The organism is Methanobrevibacter woesei (assembly GCF_003111605.1).
Lineage (GTDB): Archaea > Methanobacteriota > Methanobacteria > Methanobacteriales > Methanobacteriaceae > Methanocatella > Methanocatella woesei.
This window is the reverse complement of the sequence record NZ_MZGU01000003.1, coordinates 1-22,820: the sequence shown is the minus strand read 5'-3', so window position 1 is coordinate 22,820 and position 22,820 is coordinate 1. Positions and strand designations below refer to the sequence as shown.

At 29.5% G+C, this 22,820-nt stretch carries 24 protein-coding genes and 1 rRNA gene; 21 read left to right on the top strand and 4 right to left on the bottom strand.

Translation table 11 applies throughout. The annotated features are described in order from the left end of the window. Nucleotides 1-2: 2 nt before the first annotated feature. A complete protein-coding gene (locus tag MBBWO_RS01535) occupies nt 3-1,484 on the bottom strand; it encodes a class I adenylate-forming enzyme family protein (protein WP_116669131.1) in 1,482 nt (493 codons plus the stop codon). Further along, on the bottom strand, nt 1,485-2,486 hold the full coding sequence (gene aksF, locus MBBWO_RS01530; protein WP_116669130.1) for a homoisocitrate dehydrogenase: 1,002 nt from the start codon (nt 2,484-2,486) through the stop codon (nt 1,485-1,487). Nucleotides 2,487-2,624: 138 nt separating this feature from the next. On the opposite strand from aksF, the gene MBBWO_RS01525 reads away from it, so the two are divergent. From MBBWO_RS01525 to MBBWO_RS01500, 6 genes are all read left to right on the top strand, one after another. Continuing rightward, entirely contained in the window at nt 2,625-3,095 is a 471-nt protein-coding gene (locus tag MBBWO_RS01525; RefSeq protein WP_116669129.1) for a HEAT repeat domain-containing protein, read from the top strand. A 272-nt stretch (nt 3,096-3,367) separates the two neighbouring features. Then, entirely contained in the window at nt 3,368-3,955 is a 588-nt protein-coding gene (pdxT, locus tag MBBWO_RS01520; RefSeq protein ID WP_116669128.1) for a pyridoxal 5'-phosphate synthase glutaminase subunit PdxT, read from the top strand. Beyond that, nucleotides 3,943-4,860: a class II glutamine amidotransferase domain-containing protein gene (locus tag MBBWO_RS01515; RefSeq protein WP_116669127.1), complete on the top strand. Its 918-nt coding sequence runs from the start codon at nt 3,943-3,945 to the stop codon at nt 4,858-4,860. The genes pdxT and MBBWO_RS01515 overlap by 13 nt, the downstream gene beginning before the upstream one ends. A 17-nt stretch (nt 4,861-4,877) precedes the next feature. Next, nucleotides 4,878-5,552 (top strand): GltB/FmdC/FwdC-like GXGXG domain-containing protein, encoded by a 675-nt coding sequence (locus tag MBBWO_RS01510; RefSeq protein ID WP_116669288.1) that lies wholly within the window; start codon nt 4,878-4,880, stop codon nt 5,550-5,552. A 19-nt stretch (nt 5,553-5,571) separates the two neighbouring features. Continuing rightward, on the top strand, nt 5,572-7,059 hold the full coding sequence (locus MBBWO_RS01505) for a glutamate synthase-related protein (protein ID WP_116669126.1): 1,488 nt from the start codon (nt 5,572-5,574) through the stop codon (nt 7,057-7,059). A 168-nt stretch (nt 7,060-7,227) separates the two neighbouring features. Further along, on the top strand, nt 7,228-7,695 hold the full coding sequence (locus MBBWO_RS01500; RefSeq protein WP_116669125.1) for a hypothetical protein: 468 nt from the start codon (nt 7,228-7,230) through the stop codon (nt 7,693-7,695). On the opposite strand, the gene MBBWO_RS01495 is transcribed toward MBBWO_RS01500, so the two are convergent. Further along, complete coding sequence (locus tag MBBWO_RS01495) at nt 7,681-8,469, bottom strand: alpha/beta fold hydrolase (protein WP_116669124.1); 789 nt, start codon at nt 8,467-8,469, stop codon at nt 7,681-7,683. The two genes, MBBWO_RS01500 and MBBWO_RS01495, sit on opposite strands and share 15 nt — an antisense overlap. Nucleotides 8,470-8,608: 139 nt before the next feature. Between MBBWO_RS01495 and nikR the strand changes: the two genes are divergently transcribed. The 9 genes from nikR (at nt 8,609) to MBBWO_RS01450 (ending at nt 16,449) form a co-directional block, all read left to right on the top strand. Continuing rightward, nucleotides 8,609-9,067 carry a nickel-responsive transcriptional regulator NikR gene (gene nikR, locus MBBWO_RS01490; protein ID WP_116669123.1) on the top strand — a complete coding sequence of 153 codons (459 nt, stop codon included), beginning with the start codon at nt 8,609-8,611 and terminating at the stop codon, nt 9,065-9,067. A gap of 11 nt (nt 9,068-9,078) precedes the next feature. Continuing rightward, entirely contained in the window at nt 9,079-9,870 is a 792-nt protein-coding gene (locus MBBWO_RS01485) for a 50S ribosomal protein L11 methyltransferase (RefSeq protein WP_116669122.1), read from the top strand. After that, a complete protein-coding gene (gene hycI, locus MBBWO_RS01480; RefSeq protein WP_243408449.1) occupies nt 9,867-10,352 on the top strand; it encodes a hydrogenase maturation peptidase HycI in 486 nt (161 codons plus the stop codon). The genes MBBWO_RS01485 and hycI overlap by 4 nt, the downstream gene beginning before the upstream one ends. After that, the gene (locus MBBWO_RS01475; RefSeq protein ID WP_116669121.1) at nt 10,349-11,455 is read left to right on the top strand and encodes an ATP-grasp domain-containing protein; all 1,107 of its coding nucleotides are present in this window, start codon (nt 10,349-10,351) and stop codon (nt 11,453-11,455) included. Before hycI ends, MBBWO_RS01475 begins: the two co-directional genes overlap by 4 nt. Before the next feature lie 88 nt (nt 11,456-11,543). Further along, a complete protein-coding gene (locus tag MBBWO_RS01470; protein ID WP_116669120.1) occupies nt 11,544-12,626 on the top strand; it encodes a glycosyltransferase family 4 protein in 1,083 nt (360 codons plus the stop codon). A gap of 32 nt (nt 12,627-12,658) precedes the next feature. After that, a complete protein-coding gene (locus MBBWO_RS01465; protein WP_116669119.1) occupies nt 12,659-14,101 on the top strand; it encodes a Mur ligase family protein in 1,443 nt (480 codons plus the stop codon). Between the two features lie 169 nt (nt 14,102-14,270). Next, complete coding sequence (locus tag MBBWO_RS01460) at nt 14,271-14,705, top strand: hypothetical protein (RefSeq protein WP_116669118.1); 435 nt, start codon at nt 14,271-14,273, stop codon at nt 14,703-14,705. 48 nt (nt 14,706-14,753) lie between these two features. Then, the gene (locus tag MBBWO_RS01455) at nt 14,754-15,974 is read left to right on the top strand and encodes a hypothetical protein (protein ID WP_116669286.1); all 1,221 of its coding nucleotides are present in this window, start codon (nt 14,754-14,756) and stop codon (nt 15,972-15,974) included. 40 nt (nt 15,975-16,014) lie between these two features. Further along, the gene (locus tag MBBWO_RS01450; RefSeq protein ID WP_116669117.1) at nt 16,015-16,449 is read left to right on the top strand and encodes a DUF356 domain-containing protein; all 435 of its coding nucleotides are present in this window, start codon (nt 16,015-16,017) and stop codon (nt 16,447-16,449) included. Here the strand turns inward: MBBWO_RS01450 and MBBWO_RS01445 are convergent, their stop codons facing one another. After that, nucleotides 16,450-16,935, bottom strand: a complete 486-nt coding sequence (locus MBBWO_RS01445) for a multiprotein bridging factor aMBF1 (RefSeq protein WP_116669116.1) — start codon at nt 16,933-16,935, stop codon at nt 16,450-16,452. It lies immediately after the preceding gene. A 225-nt stretch (nt 16,936-17,160) separates the two neighbouring features. Between MBBWO_RS01445 and MBBWO_RS01440 the strand changes: the two genes are divergently transcribed. From MBBWO_RS01440 to MBBWO_RS01420, 6 genes are all read left to right on the top strand, one after another. After that, complete coding sequence (locus MBBWO_RS01440; protein ID WP_116669115.1) at nt 17,161-18,441, top strand: proteasome-activating nucleotidase; 1,281 nt, start codon at nt 17,161-17,163, stop codon at nt 18,439-18,441. A gap of 147 nt (nt 18,442-18,588) precedes the next feature. Continuing rightward, the gene (locus MBBWO_RS01435) at nt 18,589-19,800 is read left to right on the top strand and encodes a PH domain-containing protein (RefSeq protein WP_116669114.1); all 1,212 of its coding nucleotides are present in this window, start codon (nt 18,589-18,591) and stop codon (nt 19,798-19,800) included. 18 nt (nt 19,801-19,818) lie between these two features. Continuing rightward, nucleotides 19,819-21,018: a geranylgeranyl reductase family protein gene (locus tag MBBWO_RS01430; RefSeq protein ID WP_116669113.1), complete on the top strand. Its 1,200-nt coding sequence runs from the start codon at nt 19,819-19,821 to the stop codon at nt 21,016-21,018. A 9-nt stretch (nt 21,019-21,027) separates the two neighbouring features. Next, on the top strand, nt 21,028-22,068 hold the full coding sequence (locus MBBWO_RS01425; protein ID WP_116669112.1) for a TIGR01177 family methyltransferase: 1,041 nt from the start codon (nt 21,028-21,030) through the stop codon (nt 22,066-22,068). 350 nt (nt 22,069-22,418) lie between these two features. Next, the gene (locus MBBWO_RS08070) at nt 22,419-22,598 is read left to right on the top strand and encodes a hypothetical protein (RefSeq protein WP_133241500.1); all 180 of its coding nucleotides are present in this window, start codon (nt 22,419-22,421) and stop codon (nt 22,596-22,598) included. A 108-nt stretch (nt 22,599-22,706) separates the two neighbouring features. Continuing rightward, nucleotides 22,707-22,820 (top strand): 16S ribosomal RNA (locus MBBWO_RS01420); the annotation flags it as partial.

The following is a 22,820-nucleotide window of genomic DNA, read 5'->3' as shown; positions in this document are numbered from 1 at the left end:
TATTAACTATATTGTTCTCTTAATTTTCTTCTAAGTAATTTCCAGCCATTCACTCTTGGAAGTTCATCAACGGTGAATATTTTTCTTGGAACTTTATATCTAGAGAGTTTTTCTCTTGCATAATTAAGTAAACCTTCTTCATCAGGAGAATTTTTCCATATCACTGCAGCTACTGGTATTTCACCTTTGTGACAGTCTTCAATACTGAAAATAGCTATTTCATCAACTGAAGGATGTTTGATCAATATTTCTTCAACTTCTGTTGGGTAAATTTTCCATCCACTCATTACAATCATATCTTTTTTACGGTCTGTAATGAATAAACGGTTATCTTCATCAAGGTATCCAATATCTCCAGTTAAAAACCATCCATCTTCAAGGAATGTTTCTTTTGTTGCTTGTGGTTTTTTCCAATAACCTTTTGCAATAGCGGGACCTCTAAGAGCTATTTCTCCATTTTCATATTTTCCTAACTCTTTGGTGCAGTCTTCTTCATCAACGATTTTAATCTGTGAAAAACAAACTGGATGACCTACACTTTCATATCTATCTGCTGTTCTGTAGTCTTCTGGTCGGATTGCTGTTCCAGTTCCAATAACTATTGTTTCAGATAGTCCATAAGCATTGATAATTGGAATCCCATAAGTTTTGTGGAATAATTTCCATATTTTTCTATGTAATGGTCCTCCACCACTTATAATTTCACGAACACTTCCAAGCTCTTCTTTTACATCATTTTCAAGAGTTGTTATTGAATGTATAACTGGTGGCATTGCAGTAAGTACTGTAACCTTGTTTTCCCTACATAACTTAAGATAATCTTTAAGATTGTACTGGCTCATCATAATGTAAAGTGCAGCTGATCTTAGGGCAGCTATTGCCCAGGATAAGCCTACATGAGCCATTGGATAAATTCCTAAAAAGACATCATCTTGTTTTAGTGTTAAAACATCACATTCATTATGAATAGCTGTAAAGTAGTTTCCATGAGTTAACATTGAACCTTTTGGTTTTCCTGTTGTTCCAGAAGTGTATTGGAGCTGGCATAAATCATCCCAGTCTGTTGGTTCTGGAGGTAGGATTTTAGATGTTTTATATTCATCGATATTTTCAGGAATATATGCATCCACATCTAATTCTTCTATAATGTCTTCTGCTTCATGGTCTGTTATAATTAACTTAGCATCAGAGTCTGTAATCATGTAATCTAGTTCACTAGCGGTATATATACGATTTGTTGGAATAGCTACTGCACCTATCCTCCATATTGCAAATAATGAGAAAAGATATTCTGGAGAGTTATTTAAGTATATTAGTACTCTATCTCCTTTTTCGATTCCTTTGTTTTTTAAAATTCTTCCAAGCTCTGAAACAATTGAGAGAATTTCGCAGGAATTATATTTAACCCCTGTATCTGGTGCATAAAGAACATTTTTATCTAATCTAAGTGAGTTTGCATCTAGGAAGGTAGTTATATTAAGCATTTAGTTATCTCCTTCTAATATCTTCCTAGTTATTTCTTTTGTCATTTCCATTGTTGTAGCCTGTCCACCTAAATCAGGAGTTACTATTTTACCTTCTTTTAATACTGCTTCAGTTGCATCATTTATCTTCTTGGCATATTCTTCCTCATCGAGGTAATTTAACATCATAGCTATTGAAAGAATCATAGATGCTGGATTTGCTATGTTTTTACCAGTTATATCTGGAGCAGATCCATGAACTGGTTCGAATAATCCATATTTGTCCCCAATATTTCCAGAAGGTGCAAGCCCTAATCCTCCAACAAGTCCTGCTCCTTCATCGGAAAGTATATCTCCAAATAGGTTGGTTGATACAATAACATCATATCTTTGAGGATTTGTTACAAGATACATTGCTGCTGCATCTACATAGTAATCATTTTTTTCTATTTGAGGATATTGTTCTCCTATTTTGTAGAATGCATCTTTAAAAACGCCGTCAGTCTTTTTTAATACATTGCTTTTATGAACACAGGTTACCTTATTTTTATTTAGTTTTTGGCACTGTTCAAAAGCTATTTTGGATATTTTCTCACTAGCTTCTTTTGTGATTCTTCTTTCAGCTATTACTTTGTCATCTTCTTCGTATTCTACTTGTGAATAAAGTCCTTCTGTGTTTTCACGTACAATTAGAATATCGATATCATCATAAAGGCAGTTTACACCTTCATAAGATTTTATTGGTCTTAAGTTTGCATACATATCAAGTTTTTGTCTTAAGTTTATTATTGGACTTGGTTGTCCTGGAGTACTGGTGATGGCTCCAAACAAAATTGCATCAGATTTCTTTGCTTTTTTTACAGTTTCTTCAGGAAGTGTTGTTCCAGTTTTCTTAAAACAGTGATATCCTGCATGACCATAAGTAAAAGAGAATTCTAAATCAATTTTATCTAGGAGGTATTCTCCTGCATCCATTACTTCTCTTCCAATTCCGTCTCCACTTATTAAATTTATATTGTACATTTTTTCACTTAGATAATTTTTATAATAATGTTCGTATAATACCGAAATATTTTTATATGAATTACTTTATAATATTATGTAATTAATAATTTAATGTTTTAGATTTATATTATTTTATATTTATAGGAGGCATTAATAATGGAAAAAAGTATCAATGAGTTGGTTAAAGATTTAGGAGATAAAGATGATTTTGTAGTTGAAGAAGCAGTTGGATTATTAGAAATGAAAGCTGAAGAATCTTTTGATGCATTAGTTGAAGCTTTATCCAATAGGAACAAAAATATACGTTTAAATGCTGCTAAAATTTTAGGTTTTATTGGAAACAGTGCAGCTATTGAACCATTAATCAATACTTTAAGGGATCATAATAAATTAGTTAGAAGGGAAGCATCCACTGCTTTAGCTCGCTTTGGTCAAGATGCTGTTGATCCATTAATTAACATTTTAGATGATGATGACTGGAAAGTAAGAGGTGCGGCTGCTTGGGCTTTAGGTAATTTAAAAGATGAAAAAGCTATTGAACCTCTTGAAAAATTACTTGATGATGAAAGTGGTTTTGTAAAAGCAGGAGCTAAAAACGCAATACAAAATATTAAAAATGCAAATTAAATTATAATTTTTTAGTTTCATTTTTTATTTCTATTTTTATTTTTTTCATATTTTTCACCTTTTTTTCTCATTTTTTTGAACATTATTTATTTTTATTCTTAATATGATATTATTTTTCAGAAAATTTTCATAGTCGGAAGTATACTTCCATTATATTTATATACTATGAAAAAATAATTATATAATAGTGAGTATTTAATAGCTTTAATTAATAGAGTTTAAATTAAAAACTATTCTTTTAAATTAAATATATTTTAACATTTGGGATTTTTATGATAAAAATAGGTATATTAAATGTACAAGGTGCTGTTAGTGAACATTATGATATCACTAAAACTGCTGTTGAAAACATGAACATTGAAGCAAAAGTTGAATCTGTTAGATATGCAGATGAAGTGGCTAAATGTGATGGAATTATTATTTCCGGTGGCGAAAGCACTGTAATTGGTAAAATTATCCAAAGAAGAGGAATAGATACAGTTATTAAAGAAAATAATATTCCTGTATTTGGTACATGTGCAGGAATGGTATTGCTTGCTAAAAAAACCGATTTTGACCAACCATTAATAGGACTTATGGATATTGATGTTGAAAGAAATGCTTTTGGTAGACAAAAAGACTCATTTGAGAGTATGTTGTCTTTTTTAGATGAAGATTACTTAGGAGTTTTCATTAGAGCTCCTGCAGTTAAAGATTATGACAAATCAAAAGATAATATTCAAGTTTTATCAGAATTAGATGGAAAAGTTGTAGCTATTAAACAAGATCATAATATAGCTATCGCATTTCATCCAGAATTAACTGATGACACACGTATCCACGAATACTTTATACAGGAGATTTTAGATTGTGTGGTATAGCAGGAATTGTATATAAAGACAAAAATCTGCATAATGCTGGATATGATATGACAAATATGTTGCATCAACTTCAACATAGAGGTCCTGACTCAGCAGGTTATGCAATTTATGGTGGAACTGGGCTTAAAGAAAATGAATACATCTTAAAAATTCAAGTTAAAGAACAAAATAGGTTACTTGAAACAGTTCAAGATGCAATCAACATGGTAACTCCTATAAAAAAAGATGAGATCATTCCATCTGTAGGTGATTCCTTTATTTACAAATGTAAAATAGAATTAGATGAATTTTCATCTCTTAAGCCTCTTATTTCTCAAGTAGATACAATTGATGATGTAATTGTTCTTAATGGAAGTCAAGATTTTGAAATGGTTAAAGATGTAGGTTCTGTTTTAGAAATAGCTGATAGATATAATGTAAGAGATATAAAAGGAACTCATGCTATTGGCCATACAAGATTTTCAACAGAAAGTGGTGTAGATAGATATCATGCACATCCTTTCCAAACTTACATTGTTAAAGATGTTTCTGTAGTTCATAATGGTCAAATCACTAATTATTGGAAAGTAAGAGATCCATTGGAAAGAAAAGGACATATTTTTGAAACATTTAATGATACTGAATGTTTAGTTCATTATATTGCAGATAAATTAGACAGTGGTTATTCTTTAGAAGAGGCTTTAGAACAGTCTGTTGAAGATATGGATGGTCCATTTTCATATATTATAGCTACTCCAAAAGGTATTGGTATTGCAAAAGATAAATTAGGATTACGTCCTGGTGTAATGGCTGAAACTGATGATATTTTTGCTATTGCTTCTGAAGAAGTCTCATTAAGGGAAGTAGTTGATACACATAATATTGAGCAAATTTCTCCAGGGGAAGTAATGGTTTATGAGATTTAGGTGATTAGATGAGTGATATTAAAATTAAAGAGTTAGATGCAGCTTCCTTAACACCTCGTGAATTAAATTCACAAATTAAACAATATGCATCTAGCTATGATAAAATTATTATAAGAAATCCTAATGCAATGCATTATCTAGTTGCTGGAGTTGTTGATGAAACAGAAATAGAACTTGACGGATCTGTTGGATACTTTGCTGGAACCATGTGTGATGGAACTAAAATCAAAATCAATGGTAATGCAGGATGGTTCGTTGGAGATAACTTAACTGATGGTGAAGTTATTGTTGAAGGAAGTGCTGGAGACGGTGCAGGTCAGGGAATTTATGGAGGAACTGTTGTTGTTCGCAAATCTGTAGGTTCAAGAACTGGAGAAATCATGAAAAATGGAACTATCATCATTGGAGGCAATTCCGGATTTATGACTGGTATCTTTATGATGGGTGGTAGAATCATCATTTTAGGTGATGTAGGTGAAGATTTAGCTGAATCCATTATTCGTGGAGAAATTTATGTAAAAGGTGAAATTAGTAGCTTAGGATACAATGCTAAAATCGGTGAAATCACTGCTGAAGATAAAAAAGAACTTAAAGATACATTATCCAGCTATGACTTTGATTTAGATGAAAGTGAATATGATGATTTTAAAAAAGTAGTTCCTGAAAGTAAAAGGCCGTTTTATGGTCACTAAATTAAGAGGAGGGTAGAGTATGCCATATAGAGTTGTGAGAAATCCAGATTTATGTAAAAAAAATTTTGACAGGCCGGGCTGTTGTTGGTATCTATGTGATGATAGGGATGAAAAAATCTGTGGAAAATGTTTTTCATGTTATAATAACTGTCCTCATGGTGTTTATGAAATTATTCAAGGAGATCCATATCCATTAAACCAAGAAAAATGTGTTGGTTGTAGGATTTGTTTAGAAATGTGTCCTAGCAGAGCTATTGAAGTTAATGCTATTCCAGAAGATGCAAGAGAAGCATGGGGATTTCCAGACATTGTGGAAATTACAAGAAAATCACAAAGTGCATCCTATAAAATTAGAAGTACTGGTGCTTTAAGAAAAATTCCAGACTTTGATGATTTGGTTGTAATACCTGCACAAGTTTCAAGACCTCCTCTTGATAAATATAGGGAACCTTGTGGAACAGATGTTATTTTAGGGGACAGATATGCAGAAAACCCATTAAAACTAAAAACCCCTGTAATGATTGGGGCAATGTCTTTTGGTGCATTAAGTAAAGAAGCAAAAATGGCATTAGCTATTGGTTCATCACTTGCAGGAACTGTTACAAACACTGGGGAAGGAGGAATGCTTCCTGAAGAACGTGAACTAGCTGATAAACTTATTGCACAATATGCATCTGGAAGATTCGGAGTATCTGCCGATTACCTTAATAAAGGTGATGCAGTTGAAATTAAGATAGGGCAAGGTGCAAAATCAGGTATGGGTGGTCATTTACTTGGTGAAAAAGTAACTGCTGAGGTATCAAGAATTAGAAGAATTCCTGAAGGATCTGATGCATTATCTCCAGCTAGACACATGGATATTGTAGGTCCTGAGGATTTAAGTATGAAAATTTCACAATTAAGAGAAATCACCGACTGGAAAGTACCAATTATTGTTAAATTTGCTTCAGGTAAAGTAGCTAGTGATGTAAAGATTGCTGCTAAAGGTGGAGCAGATATTATTGTTGTTGATGGTATGCAGGGAGGTACTGGAGCAGGACCTGATGTAATTATGGAGCATTCTGGTGTTCCTTCATTAGCTGCAATTGTAGAAGCTGATGAAGCACTTAAAGAAGTTAAATTAAGAGACAAAGTTAGTTTAGTTGCAGCAGGAGGTATTCGTTCTGGTGCAGATTTAGCTAAGGCTCTTGCTCTTGGTGCTGATGCAGTTTACATTGCTACTGCAGCATTGATTTCTATTGGTTGTAGAGTTTGTCAAATGTGTTATACTGGTACATGCCGTAAAGGAATAGCTACTCAGGATTTATCCTTAAGACATAGACTTGATTATAAAGAAATGGGTAAAAATGTAGCTAATTATATTAATGCAATGACTGATGAGGCATGTATGCTTGTTCAACAAGCTGGTAACACACATATTAATAAACTTGAAAAACAAAGTTTAAGAGCATTAACAATGGAAGCATCAATTTTAACTGGTGTTCCAATGGCAGGAAATGGTAAATAACTTATCATTTCTTACTTATTTTTTTCATAATATTCTGTTTTTTTCTGTTAAATTTCTCTGAATTTAAGATTTTTATTTTGTTTTTTACTTACAAGTTAATGTGATATAATTTATTTTTCATTCAAAAATTTTAAAAACAATAATTTCTAGATTTATTAATTGATTTGTATGATTACTATTACAAAAAAAGAAGAAGTTGTTTTAAATCAGATTAAAATTTTTATTAAGGAATATTCCGATGGTATTCCCATTGAATTAATTAGAAAAGAAGTGGATTTTCATGAATATGATTTGATTCAGATATTAAATACTCTTTCTGATAAAGATTTAATTCAATTTGATAATGATGTTGTTTTATTAACTGATTCTGAAAAAGAAATTAATGCCGTTAACTCTAAAAAAGATGTTGAAGCTATTGAACTTAATTTAAAAGAGAAAGAGTCTTACAATTTAATTAAAGAATTAGTTGATGATAATAATTTAGTTTCACGTTATATTTTAGAAGGTAATTTATTATATGGTGATTTGAAACTATCTAATTTTAGAATGTATCATATTATTTTATCTCTTGAAAATAAAGGACTTCTAAAACGTATTGAAAAAGAAGATGGAGAGTATTATCTACTTATTTCTTAAAAATTCAAGAATTAACTTATTTAATTTAGGAATATTTTCTCCAATGAATACATTATGTTTAACATAGTCTAAAAGTTCTAATTGTGAATTTGGAATTTGTTCATGCATTTTTTTAGATAAATCACATAATGTTAACTCATCATCTTCAGATGCAATAATTAGGGTTCTGCAATTAATTTTAGACAATTCATTAAGTCTATTGAAATTTTTACCTGCATGTAAAACTTCTCTTAAATCATCTAATTTACATGTTTTTTCTTTACTTTCAATAATCTTTTCAAATTCTTCTTTATTTGATTCACATAAGTCTTCAGGTAAAATATATGGTATTATCTCATCAAAGTAATTCTTAAAAGATTTTTTTAATTCTTTATTGAATCCTTTAAAACATTCTTTTAGATTTTCATCAGCTTGAGCATAGCTGGATATTAAAGTAAGTGTTTTAACAGTTTTTGGATGGTTTAAAGCTAATTCAAGAGCAACATTGCCTCCAAGAGAAAATCCTATAACATGGCACTTGTCTATGTATAATTTTTCCAATAGTTTGTAAACATCATCTCCAAGCAATTCAATTGTAATAGGTTTGTCTCCAAGGGGTGTTTTTCCATGCCCTCTTAAATCAAGTGTTATTACGGTAAAATGTTTTTTTAATTCATTTGAGAGAAAGTTCCAGTAATTTAAATCATCTGAAAAGCCATGAATTAAAACTACTGGAAAACCATTACCTTCAATATTAAAATTTAATGTGTTGTCATTAATATTAATAAAAGTCATATTTTTTTACCTTTTTATTATTAATCGAGTATTAAAAAAAATGGATTTTATAATAAATTTTATATAGTTCTAAAATTAAAACTAAGCCTATATAATAATTGTATATGTTATTGTAATTGATATTATAAAGGTTTTTTCTATGATGAGAATTAGTATGTCATTACCTAAAAAATTATTAGCTGATTTTGATGATGTTTTAAAAGAAAGAGGATACCAGTCCCGTTCTAAAGGAATTAGAGATGCTTTACAGGATTATATTGTAAGATATCAATGGATGAATGAAATGGAAGGGGAAAGAATTGGTATTATCACTATAATCTATGATCATCATTATACTGGAGTTATGGAGAATTTAGCTGAGATACAACATAATTTTAGAAATGAAATCAATGCAAGTATGCATATTCATATGACTGAAAAGTATTGTATGGAAATTATTGTTGTTAATGGAGATATTAATGAGATTAGGGAATTAACCGAAAAAATGATGAGACTTAAAGGTGTAGAACACGTAAAACTTACAAGTACTGCAAATGGTGAGGAATTCAGTAAAAATAATCCAGACCATGACCACCATGACCATGATCATTTCCATTAGTTAAAGATTATATGAAATTTCAAACTACTTCTTATCATTTTAATTTATTAAAAGATGAGCAAAGATTGGCTGTTTTTTATGAAGCTATTTTAGATTATGTTAAAAATCAAAATAAAGATAATTTAATTGCTTTTGATGTGGGCTGTGGTAGTGGAGTTCTATCTTTTTTTGCTCAACCTTTTTTTAAAGAGATATTTTCTTGTGAAATTGATTCTAAAACATTTAATTGTACAAAAAACAATCTAAATGATTTTGATAATATTTCTCTTTTTAATGATGATGCAACAGCCATTTCTTTTAATAAAAAAGCAGATTTAATCATATGTGAAATGTTAGACACAGCTTTAATTGATGAGGAGCAGGTGCCTGTTTTAGAAAATGTTAAGAAATATCTAAAGGATACTGGTGAGATTATTCCTCAAGGGATTTTTAATCTTGCCCAGTTAGTTAATATGGAGAGAGAATATTTTCACTATGATGATGTTGGAGAGAATATTAATTATAAACCATTATCAAATGAAATATTATATTCTAAAATTAATTTCTTAGAAGATATTAATCCTAAATTTGAAGGTACTCTTGATTTCAAAATTAGAAATGATGGTGAAATTAACGGAGTTAAAATTACCACTGTTACTAAACTTAATGAGAATATTGTTTGTGGACCAACTCCTATGCTTAATCCACCATTATTAATTCCTTTAGATAACTTAAATGTTAAAAGAAATGATTTAATTAGATTAAATTTAAAATATATAATGGGTAAGGGAATTGAAACAATTAAAACTGAGTATGTAAGGTGATTTTTATTTCAATTAAAAATGATTTATCTGAGTTTTTACAAGACTATGAAAAGTTACTAATTTTGGGAGTTGGTAATGAACTTAAATGTGATGATGGTGTTGGTCCGTTCATTATTAAAAAATTAGAAAAAGAGCTTTCAGAGGATAATATAGTTTTAATTAATGGTGAAACAGTTCCTGAAAATTTTACAGGTAAAATAAAAAAGGATAATCCTTCCCATATTATTATTTTAGATGCCTGTTTAATGGATGAAGAACCTGGAACTGTTAAAGTTGTCAGCTCTGAGAATTTTGTAAATATTGGTATTTCAACTCATTCAATGTCTCTTTCTTATTTTGTCAAGTATTTAACTAGAGAGCATGATTTTAAAATAATTTTTATTGGTATTGAACCTGAATCTATGGATTATAATGAGAATTTAACTGAAGTTGTTGAAAAAAATGCATTAGAATTAATTAAAATTATAAAGGGGATTGTATGAAAATTTTATTTATTGGTTCAAGATTGTATGATGATGTAGATTACTATGTTAAGGAAAAAGGAATTGAAAGTATTTTAACAGAATCTAATGAAGATGCTATAAACTTAAATTTACCAGATAAAGTAATAATTGTACCTCGTGGAATGGATGCTCCTAAACAAATAGCTATTTCAGAAAATGTTGATGCAGTTATTCCATTAATTGGTATTGATCCTCCTTTAATAGATGTTGCCCATATGAAAGAGGAAATTGAATCTGAATATAATATTCCTGTTATAGCATCTAATGTTAGAGCTGTTGAATTAACTTCAGATAAAATCAATACAAAGAAATTTTACAATGAAATTGGTGTTACAACCCCTAATTATCAAATACTTGAAAAAGATACCTTTAAAAATGAATTAAATATTGATTTTCCTCTTGTTTTAAAACAAGGTTATGGTCAGGGTGGAAAAGATATTAAAATAGCTAATTCTATTGAAGATATTGGAGAGTACTTCCAGGAATTTGATAAAGCATTATGTGAAGAATTTATTGAAGGGTCTGAAATATCAATTGAGGTTTTGGCATTTAAAGGTGAAGTTATACCATTGATTCCTATTTATAAAGGTGAAACAACTTTAGAAGGTACTCATCCTTTAAATAAAGTAAAATTAGGTCCTTGTGAGATTGAAGGTTTTGACAATGAGAGGGTAATTGAAGCTGCTGAGAAAGTAGCTAGTGAACTTAACTCTGATGGAATATTTGAAATGGACTTTATGTATTCTCACTCTAAAGACACTCTTTATGCTATTGAAGTTAATACAAGGCCAAATGGTACAAGATATTTAACAACCGCTACCTGTGATGTTAATTCATTACATGAGTTAATTAACATGGCAATAGGTGAATTCAGTAAAGAAAATATTGATTCTAAATTAAAGGAATTCTATGCAACTGAAATTCCAATTGGTAACTATAATGGACCAAAACATTCTGAACCACTAAAATCTTTTGCTAAAGATGATTTTGTAGTTCATGGGCCTGAAGGTTATCAGAGGATTACTATTCGTGCTAAATCAAGTGAAAAGCTTAATGAATTTAAAAATAGTTTATTGAATTAAGCTTATTTTTTATTTTTTTTTCTTATATACTCTATCTAATAATTATATATATTACTGATTATAAATTTATTATATAATTTGAAAATTTTTGTGTGGTAAAATGAATTATACAGACATGTTAATCTTGTTTTTAATTACTTTAATTGCCTCAATAGTTTTCACATATTATGTTAGGAGAATACTTTTGAAGGCAAGAATAGCTGATAATCCTATTGTTAGTGAACATAGGCATAAAAGTGGAACTCCTACAATGGGTGGAATTGCATTTCTTTTCACCATCCTTTTATTAATAGCTATTTACTATCAAAACACTCCAATTTTAATAATGTCATTTATTATGCTTGCAGGTGGAATTGTAGGTTTAGTTGATGATTTAATTGGACTTAAAGTTAAAGAAGTTCAAAAACTTGTTGTAAATGTCTCAAATAAAGTTATTTCTTTAGGGAGATTAGAAGTTGAACCAAATGAAGAAGTTAGAGTAGCTACTCCTAAAGCTAAATCTGAAGTTGATAAGCTTTTAGCTGATGGAAAAGTTGAAGTTATCGGTGAGGTTCCTATTAAAACAGAACCTGAAGAATCTGAAAAAATTATATGTCAAATTGTATTAGGTATCTTATTAGGTTTAACAGGAATTGTTACAACTCTTGGTGGTTTTGAATTAGGATGGTTAATGTTTCCTGTTGTTGTAATTGCTATTTTAGGTTCTATTAACAGTGTAAACTTAATTGATGGTATGGATGGTTTAGCTGCAGGTATTATAGCTATTGCATCTATTGCATGCTGTGTTTATGGTTATGTTATAGGAAATATGGATGTTCTACCTCCATTTATAGTTTTAGCAGGGCTCTGTTTAGGATTTTTAGTATTTAATAAATATCCGGCATCTATATTTATGGGGGATACTGGTTCTTTTGTTTTAGGTACTGGTTATGCTGCAGCAGTTCTTATAGCTGATGTTCCATACTTTGGAGTTCTTGCATTAGGTGTACCTATATTTTCAGTTGTTGTAAGTTTATTACATAGGGCTAATATTATTAAATTGCCTGTAGAGCCATTACATCATACTTTAAACCATTATGGTATGTCTGAAACTAAAATTGTATTGACCTATTGGGCTGTTACTGCAATATTATGTATAATTGGACTTGTTGCACAAGTCTTTTTATTCTAATCTTTTTTTTTATTTTTTTTAGGTGATTATTTATGGATTTTAATATTAATGAATTAGCTAGTTTTGTTGAAGGTAAAATAGTTGGAAATTCAGATTATTTTTTTAATGAGGGATTTATTGGACGTTTTACGTTATTAAATGATGCTACAAAAGGAGATATTGTTATAAGGCATTGGATTAATGGAAAAGGTATTGAAATAGCTGCTTCAAAGGATGTTGCTTGTTTAATAACTCAGACTCCAAAAGAAAATGCAGTTGAAAAAGCAGAAGAACTTAATTTCCCATTAATCATTGTTGACAGGATTGAATTAGCTAATGCTTTTGCACTTAAATGGACTATTAATAAATATTCGCCTAATTCAGAAAATATTATTATAACAGGTACTAATGGTAAATCAACCACTTCTCATTTAATTTATCATATCTTAAAAGAAAATGGTTATAAAGTTTTCACAAATACTGATGCAGAATCTGAATTTAATACATTAATTGATCCAATGGTATCCAAATTAATTTCTGATGAAGTCATAGAAAATGGTTCTTTGGATTATTTAGTTATTGAAGTTTCTGAAGTTCAAGGATGGCTAGGTAATCTAATGAAAGGGCATGCATATTTAATGTCTGAAGCTATTCATCCTAAAGTTGGAGTAATTACAAATATTGCTATGGATCACATTGGTCTTGTAAATTCAATTGAAGAAGTTTACAGTGAAATTCATCAAGTTCCAGAAGCTATTGATGAAACTGTTGTATTAAATCATGATGATGATTTGCTTAAGAAAATAGCTGATGATTTAAATGATGAAAACATTGTTTTCTGTTCAATGAAAGATAAACAGGATGTATTTTATGATTCTTCTAAACAAGGAATTATTTGTAGGGGTGAATTGCTTTTAAAAGAAGAAGACTTGCCATTTAGAAGCAGTCACTTTATTCAAAATATACTCTCAGCTATTGGATGCTGTATATCTTTAGGAATTTCAAAAGAAGGTATTGTAAAAGGGGTTAAATCTTATAAATCTTTAAATAGAAGATTTTCTATTTTAAATAAAAATCCTTTAATCATTGACGATTTTGCTCATAATCCAGATGGTATTAAAGCAACAATTTCAGAATCTGTTAAATTAGTGCCTGAAAATCACAAATTGTTTGTTGTTTGTTCTATCAGAGGATCACGTGGTGTTGACATTAATAAATATAATGTTGAAGCATTAGTTGAGTCTTATACTGAAAACATGGATATTGTATTGTCTTCTAGTGTTGATGTTGTCAATTCTCTTAACTTTGTTGAAGATGATGAAAGAGATGTATTTTTCGATGTATTAAATAAAAACAATGTTCCTTTTATCCATTTTGATAACTTGTTTGATGCATTAAAAGACACTTATGATAATGCAGATAAAAAAGATGTTATTTTATTAATTGGAGCTCAAGGAATGGATCCTGCTGAGGAACTATTAAAAGATATTTTATAATTTTTTTATTTCAACTTTTTTTTTAAATAGCTATTTTTATTTTTTATTATTTTTTGTGGGAAACATTAAATATTATGTTATTTTAATATAGTAGTGTAATTTATTTTCCCATTTAATAATCTGTTTTCTTTGATGGATATTTAAATGGATTTGAGGAAGATGATAAAACATGTTTATTAAGATTAGAAGAGACACGTTAATCATTCTATTATTAGCGTTTATGTTAATTCTTTGTGGTCGTTTAATAACTTATGTTGCATATGCATCATCTGCTGAAGTTAGTGATGGTGTTCCTATCTCCGGAATTATTGTTAAAGGAAATGATATAGTTCCTATTGATACTATAAGAGCAAATGTTATGCAGTCTGGGTTAAGAGATGGTAGTGTCATCTATGGGGATATTTTACAAACATCTATACGGGAGGTATCTCTGTTAGATGCTATTGAGACGGCTCAAGATATGGCTGAACGGTCAACGGTTCCGGGAACATCTGTGCAACCTATTTCTGCTGCAGATGTCCAAGTGGATAAAAACACAGGTATTGTAACAGTTACGGTTATTGAAGACTTTTCAACTGTTGAAATGGAAAATAGCACAAAATAGAGGGATAATTTGAAATATAAGGCGTTATTTGTATTTTTTATTCTCATTATGCTATGTATGAATAGTGTTTCTGCTACTTGTAACATTATTGTAATTACTGATCCTACAGGTGAAGATCCTAATGGTGCAGCTGCAGGAAGTATGTCTTTTGCAGAGAATATGTTTCAATCTACCTTTTTAATGTCCAAAGAAGGGCAGTATGTAGTACTATCAGGGGGTACTGGTAGTTCTGATACAAGGTTAGATTCTATTATTGAAGCACTTGCTAGTTTGCAAAACAATGCTTCTGCAGCCTCTGCAGCTTCTGTTGCAAGTGGATATACTGGAGCTCGTCTTGTAGTAGGTGGACCACATATGGGTGCTGCTGTTGGTGGTTCTTTTGATGCATATGTTATCACAGTTGACTCTGGTGATAATTCTACTATTACTGTAACACCTTACAGTGGTGGATTAGCTACTTTAGAACCTGGTCAAAAAGGAGCTATTATTCACTTGAGAAATACTGCAGGAAATCCATTGTATGGTACTGCAGACAGTGTTCGTCAAGAAACAGCAGTTAACATTGGAAAAATGATTAGGGATGGATATCCAGCAACCACTATTCTTGCAGAAGCTATGGGCGAAGTAGCTAGAGATTCAGGTGAGAAATATGGTGGAGGTGGAGTAAACTTAGTTTCTGGTTTATCTACTGGAGATATGTTCACTCCAAGTGAAATGAATGAAACAGGGTATCCTATGGACCAAGAATATTCTAAATCATGTTCGGAATGTGGTTGGGCATTAGGTTTCCCATCAGCAGAGAATTATAATGTATGTCCTGTTTGTGGTAGTGAACTGACAACAATTTATGCATATGAAGCATTAGGTAATTCATTAACAGTTACTAGTGATTCAGTTACTGTCTCTGTTTATGGTAGTGAAGCACCAGGTTTAGCTTCAACAACCACTGAAGTTGTTAAAGCAGCTGTTAATAATAATGGATATGATGCAACAGCTATTGCTAGTTCTATTAATAGGGCGATTAATAGTGGTGTTTTGGTTGGTGTTGACTTCGTTGAACCAAAAGATATCAATGTTAAAGAGGAATCAAAAGCTGTTGGTGTTTATTTCACTGCTTTGCTTGGAGATAGGACTTCACCATCATGGGATTTACCTGTCGATTCAATGGTATTAAATATTTTAGGAAGTATACAGACAGTAATTGGTATTATTTTAATATTGCTTGTTGTATTTAGAAGTAGATTACTTAAATCATTCCAAGAACGGTGAATTATTCACCTATCTTTTTTATTTTTAAATAGGGATTTGTATGGCATTAGTCTTAATAAGAGGAGAAAACAATTCAAAGTTACTTAATGCAATTGCAGATATGGAAAGGCATGGTAACTTAAATTTAGCATGTAAACCAAAAATGATCGATTCTAGATTTGCAGATAAATTAGTTGAAGGTATTTTACATTCTAAACTTAAAACTAAATCTAAAGTTGCGACTGCTTTTTTTATTAAAGAAGATACAACTTTAAGTATTATGCAGATTAAGAAAATTCATCCACCAGCACATGTTGTTATTGTAAGTGATGAATATGATGCTTATGATAAATTAAAACTTAAATTAGAGAGAGCTCCTGATTTTTCAGGTTATTATTCTCACAAAGCAAAAAATAGTGGTATGAAGGATTATAAAACAAAAGGTGAAGTTAAAGTTATTGATAATAAAAAATTAAATAGCTATTCACATAAATAGCTATTTTTTCTTAATTTTTACTATGCTTCCAAGGGTTAATTTTCCAGAATCACTTCCTTGGAATTGAGTTAAGTCTATTTCTCCAGTTTTTTCAAGTAATGTTAAATCTAAAGCTTTTTCTAGTTTTTTAGTTAATTTTATATCAGGAATCATTTTTCCAGATTCGATACGTGTTATTACAGATACTTTTTCATTTATTGCTTGCCCTAACTGTTCTCTAGACCAATTTTTAGATTCTCTTTTGTTTCTAATTGTTGTGTTGTAGTTTTCAATTAGTTCTTCAGTTGGTTCTTCTCTTGTGTTACGTTTTTTGGTATTCTGTTGTTTTTTACCTTTTTTATTAGTTTTTATAAATTTTGATTTAGGAGGTGCTTTTTGAATTCTACCGAATTTGGCACACTCATTACAAACTATCATTACAGAACCATCGATTTTTGTTCTTTTTGGGTTGTCTGAAACGGGTTTTCCACAAATTTCGCATTCCATATGAATCATTTTTTATAATTTGTTAATAAATATTTTATTAGATATTATTATTTAAATTTGGCATTTAAAGGTTACCATAATATTTATTATAAGGTTCACTTATAACTTATTTTGTATTTTGTTTGTTATGATTAAAATAAATAACTTTAAATAGTTAAAATAACTAATGGTTATTAAAGTTGAATTAAATAAATTTATTGTAAATCATTATTTCGAGATGATTATATGGAAGATAACATTGATGTAGAAGAAAACCAAATTTTAGAGAATAATTTGGAAAATTCTTCTAAAAAAGATTTAATTGATGAAATTGATTCAATGAGGGACGAGATTAGCTCATTAAAAGATGAAAATGCTCGTACTAAAAGTAACCTAATGTGGAAGGTTAGAAAATTAGAAAAAGATAAAGTTCTAATTGAAAATGAAAAAATTAGGTTAGAAAGAGAAGCAAAATCTTTAAGAGCTGAAGTAGAAAGATTTAGATCTCCTCCACTTGTATTAGCTACTATTACTGAAATCCTTGATGATAATAGAATGACAGTTAAAAGCAGCACTGGTCCAAGCTTTTTAGTTAAATACTCTAAATTTTTAGATGAAAAATTGTTAGTACCAGGTTCAAGGGTTGCTTTAAATCAACAAACATTTGGTATTGTTGAAATTTTACCATCAGAGAAAGATAAAAATGTTTCAGGTATGGAAATTGAAACAAAACCTGATGTTACTTATGAGACCATTGGAGGTCTTGAAGATCAAATTGTAGAGGTAAAAGAAACTGTAGAGTTACCTCTTAAAGAACCAGAATTATTTGAAAAAATAGGTATTGACCCTCCAAAAGGTATCTTATTATATGGACCTCCAGGAACTGGTAAAACTTTATTAGCTAAAGCTGTAGCAAATGAAACTAATGCTACTTTTATTAAAATTGTGGCATCTGAATTTGTTAAAAAATATATTGGTGAAGGTGCAAGGCTTGTTCGTGAAGTATTTGAGCTTGCAAAAGAAAAGGCACCAGCTATTATATTCATTGATGAACTTGATGCAGTTGCAGCTAAAAGACTTAAAAGTTCAACCAGTGGAGATAGAGAAGTTCAAAGAACTTTAATGCAGCTATTAGCCGAACTTGATGGATTTGAATCTCGTGGTGATATTGGAATTATCGGTGCTACTAATAGGCCAGATATTTTAGATCCTGCACTTTTAAGACCAGGACGTTTTGACAGGTTTATTGAAGTTCCATTACCTAATGATGAAGGAAGAAAAGAAATCTTAAAAATCCATACAGAAAAAATGGCTTTAGATGAAGAAGCAGATCTTGATGTACTATCTTCATTAACTGACGGTCTCTCTGGAGCTGATTTGAAAGCAGTTTGTACTGAAGCAGGTATGTTTGCAATCCGTGAAAAACGTGATAAAGTAACTGTTGCTGACTTTATGGACGCTGTTGATAAAGTTGTTGATTCAAATCAAGATAACTTCCCAGAAGAAGCTGGGGTAATGTTTGGATAAGTTAATAAATATTTATACTATAAAATAAGCCAATGATGAACCCTATGAGCTCTGATATGTGATGAATGATGGGCGAGCTGAGGCTTATTTTTCAAATTTACTTTTTTTCATAAAACTTTATTATAAAGTTAACTAATATATACAATTATGTTGTTTAATAAAAATGATAAAATAGCTAATGAAAGGATTATCTATGAAACAAGACCTAATATGATTTTAGGCTGTAAAAAAGCTATTTTAGGTATTATTTTATTAATTATTATTTTATCAGTTGCATCTCCAGTAATTTCTTACATTGGAAATATGCAGGTTTACTTAATTTCTTATATTAATGTTGGTTTAACCCATTACACTGCCATTGCACTTTTTGTAATTATTTTTATACTTATTTTGTATATTATATGGCAACTGCTTTCATGGTATTCTATTTCTTATACCTTGACTGATAGAAGAATCATTGTTAAAAAAGGTTTATTAAACACAAAAAAAAGTTATATGCCCTATAATACTATTCAGGATATCAACACTTCTCAAAATATTATTGAAAGGCTTTTAAATATTGGAACTGTAAGTATTTTCAGTGCATATGATAATAATCAAATGGAAATAGCCAATATTTCATCTCCTGGTGAAGTTGAAGAAATTCTATTTGATGAGATGAACAGATTCAGATTTAATGATAGGGGATTCAATGATTTTAATAATCAATATGGAGAACAGCCTCCTAGAAACCTTAGAAAATCCTCTAAAAAACATAAATCCAGGTTCAATAAAAGGAATAATCCTCCCAGAAATCTTTTTGAAGAGGAAGGTTATAATGCTGATGAATACAGGCCTTACATGAATGAAGAGATTCCAGATAATTATTATGATGAACGCCAATATTCTGAAAATTATTATGAAGAACCTCAATATGATAATAAATATGAAAGAGGATATTCTTCTGCTAATGATTATTACAAGGAACAAAATCACTCAAAAGGTCAAAATAATTATGAGTACTATCCTGAAGATTTAAATTATCAAAATAACTCTCATAAAAAATATAAAAAATATGATTATGAGTATTATGATGGAGATAATAACTTAGAGAGGAATATTGATAGTGCAATGAAGCATCTTGATGGTTCTTATAAATTTGAAGGTTATAATGATAATTATGATGATTCCAGCTCTTATAGTGAGGAATATAATAATCAGGAATATGAAGATTCAGAACCCTATTATAATGATTATGATGAAATGGATTATTATTTAGAAGAAAATAGGGATGATTTTTCTAAAAAAGAATCTAAAAATAAATCTTTTGATGATAGAAACACTATTGTTCAAAGACATTTTGATAAATTTAAAAAATAATTTTTCTTGAGGTATAACATGGATTTTGATATAGCTATTGTAGGTGCTGGACCAATTGGGTCTACTTTAGCATATTATTTATCTTCTAATAACAATTTAAAAATCTGCATTATTGATAAAAAGAAGAATATAGGTTATCCTCTTCAATGTGCAGGGATTGTAAATAGGGCAATTATAAATTTTAATGAAATTCCTGAAGAACTGATTATAAATAAAGTTAAAGGAGCCTATTTACATACAGATAATAATATTTTAAAAGTTCAAAAAGAAGAAGATGCTGCATATGTAATAGATCGTGTTGCATATGATCAATTTCTTTTTAAAAGGGCTATTAACAATGGTGTTCAATTTATAAATCAAAAAGTTACTGGTGTTGATTTAGATAATGGAATCATAACTTTTGCCAATAATGAGAGAATATCTTCTAAAATTGTTGTTGGTGCAGATGGTTATAAATCTGAAGTATCAAAATCTTTTGGAAATGCACCTGAAACATTTAATGCATCTCAGTTGCTTGTTAAAATTTCAGATGAAGCTATTAACAGTTATAGGCAAGCAAATAATGAAGATTTTAGTGATTATGTAGATACTTATGTTCATCAAGATATTTTTCCGGGGTTTTTATGGATTATTCCTACAGAAGATAATCTATTTAGAATAGGATTATTTTCAAATCATGATTATAAACAGCAAAATCAAATACTTAATTCATTTTTAGAAAATAACTTTAAAAATAAAGATATTTCACTATTAGAAAAATATAAAGGAGCAATCCCTATTTTTAGTCAAAATCATAAATTAGTTGAAAAAAGAGGGATTTTGGTAGGTGATGCAGCCTGTGAAATAAAGCCTACAACTGGTGGAGGTTTAATTTTAGGCTTTGATGCATGTAAAATTGCTTCTGATATTATTATAAAAGCTATTAATCAGGATAATATAGATTTATTAAAGGAGTATCCTAAAAAATTTTATAAAAAATATCTTAAGGAATTGAAATATCAATTTAAAGTTCAAAAAACTTTAAATATATTTTCTAATGAAGATTTAGATTACTTCTTCATTAAATTGAAAGAAAATAATTGTGAACAGTTAATCTCAAAATATGGAGATATGGATAATCAGTCAGTACTTGTAAAAGAAATTATTAAAAGAGGATTATTATTTAAGATAATTCCTAGTTTTTTTATTAAGAAAGTATCAAAAATTTTTGGATTTTAAGGTGAATTTATGGAATTACTATTTATACAGTCTCAGGAACATCCTAAATTACCAATTGCTGAATTAAAAGCAGTTATTGAGTGTGAAAATATTGAAGGAACTTTAGATATAATAACTGAAGGTTTAGTTATACTTAGAGATATCTCAGATGAAAATTTAGAAAAATATTATAAGCTATTCGTTAGAAGATTGGGATACACTCATGAAGTACATGAAGTTATATCTAAGTTTAAATATGAATCTCTTGAAGAGGAAATCCTAAAAGTAAACTGGCAAGAGTATATTAAAGATAACTTTGCTGTTAGATTGAAAAGATTTAGCTCTGATATTGACACTGTAGGCTGTGAAAGGGAAGTAGGGTCACTTATTTTATCTAATGTTAATGATACTGATATTAAAGTTAAATTAGAAAATCCAAATTCCTTGGTAAGATTGGTTGCATATCAGGATAATATATTTTTAGCTATTGAAAGATTTAAATTAAATAAAAAACATTTTGAAGAGATTAAACCTCATAAAAGACCTTTCTTTTACCCAGGATCCATGAGTCCAAAATTAGCAAGATGTATGGTAAATTTATCACGTGTTTGTGAAGGAGATTTAGTATTGGATCCATTTTGTGGTACTGGAGGAATACTAATTGAAGCAGGTCTTATAGGATGTAAAGTTGCAGGTTCTGATGTTAATTGGAAAATGAAAAATGGGACAGCTATTAATTTAGAGTACTGTGGAATTGAAAATTATAGAACTTTTAATGTTGATGTTCGCGAGCTTAAAATGTATGAGAAAGTTGATTCTGTAGTAACTGATCCACCATATGGGATTTCAACATCAACTGGAGATATTGATGGGGATGAAATCTTCAATGAATTTTTCCATTCAATTTACAGTAATATGAAGGATGATGCTTTTTTATGCATGGCAAGTCCTCATTATGTTGATCTCCAACCGATGATTGATGAAGTTGGTTTTCAACTAATGGAACAGTATCATATTAAAATGCATAGAAGTTTAACAAGAGTAATTTCAGTTATAAAGAAGAAAGACTAATTTTTTTATTCTTTTTTTTATTTTTCACTATTTTTTTTAGAGTTATATAAGTAAATAGATAACTTTATATATGATTTTGTAATTTCAAGTTTTATTGTTGCCAGATATTTATAATAAGATTAATTTTATTTTTTTGTTGTTAAAGTTAGAATTTTCTTTTAAAAAATTATTTACATTAAATTATTATCCTAACTTCATTTCTTTTTTACTATTTTTTATAGATAGTGATTGATTATTTTTAATTCATGCTTTATTAAAATATAATTAGCTATTAGTTTTATTAAAATATTTTTGCAATATTTTTAAAATGAATTTGTGTATAAAACTTCCCTCACTATTAGATGTGCTATGTGTTATATGGCGATGACCTAAGCTTATTGTGTTATGCAATTTTGGCTATGATGGTTGCTTTTCCGCATGTAGCTATAGTTAATTATGATTATACAGATATTTTCATTACTGAATATATCTTTTATAATGCATGTTTTTATGAGTACTTGATTTTTTCAGGTATGATGTTGGTTTTGTAGATGTGGTGAAATTTGGTTACAATTTTTGTTAACAAATTTTGTGCATTATCCTGTCTATTACTTTATGTAGTTTTTGTACTTCATTAGTATGTAAATCTGCTTTTTTCAATTCTGTTTGATCCTGGCAGATGCTACTGCTATTGGGATTCGATTAAGCCATGCAAGTTGAACGAATTTAGATTCGTGGCGTACGGCTCAGTAACACGTGGATAACCTACCCTT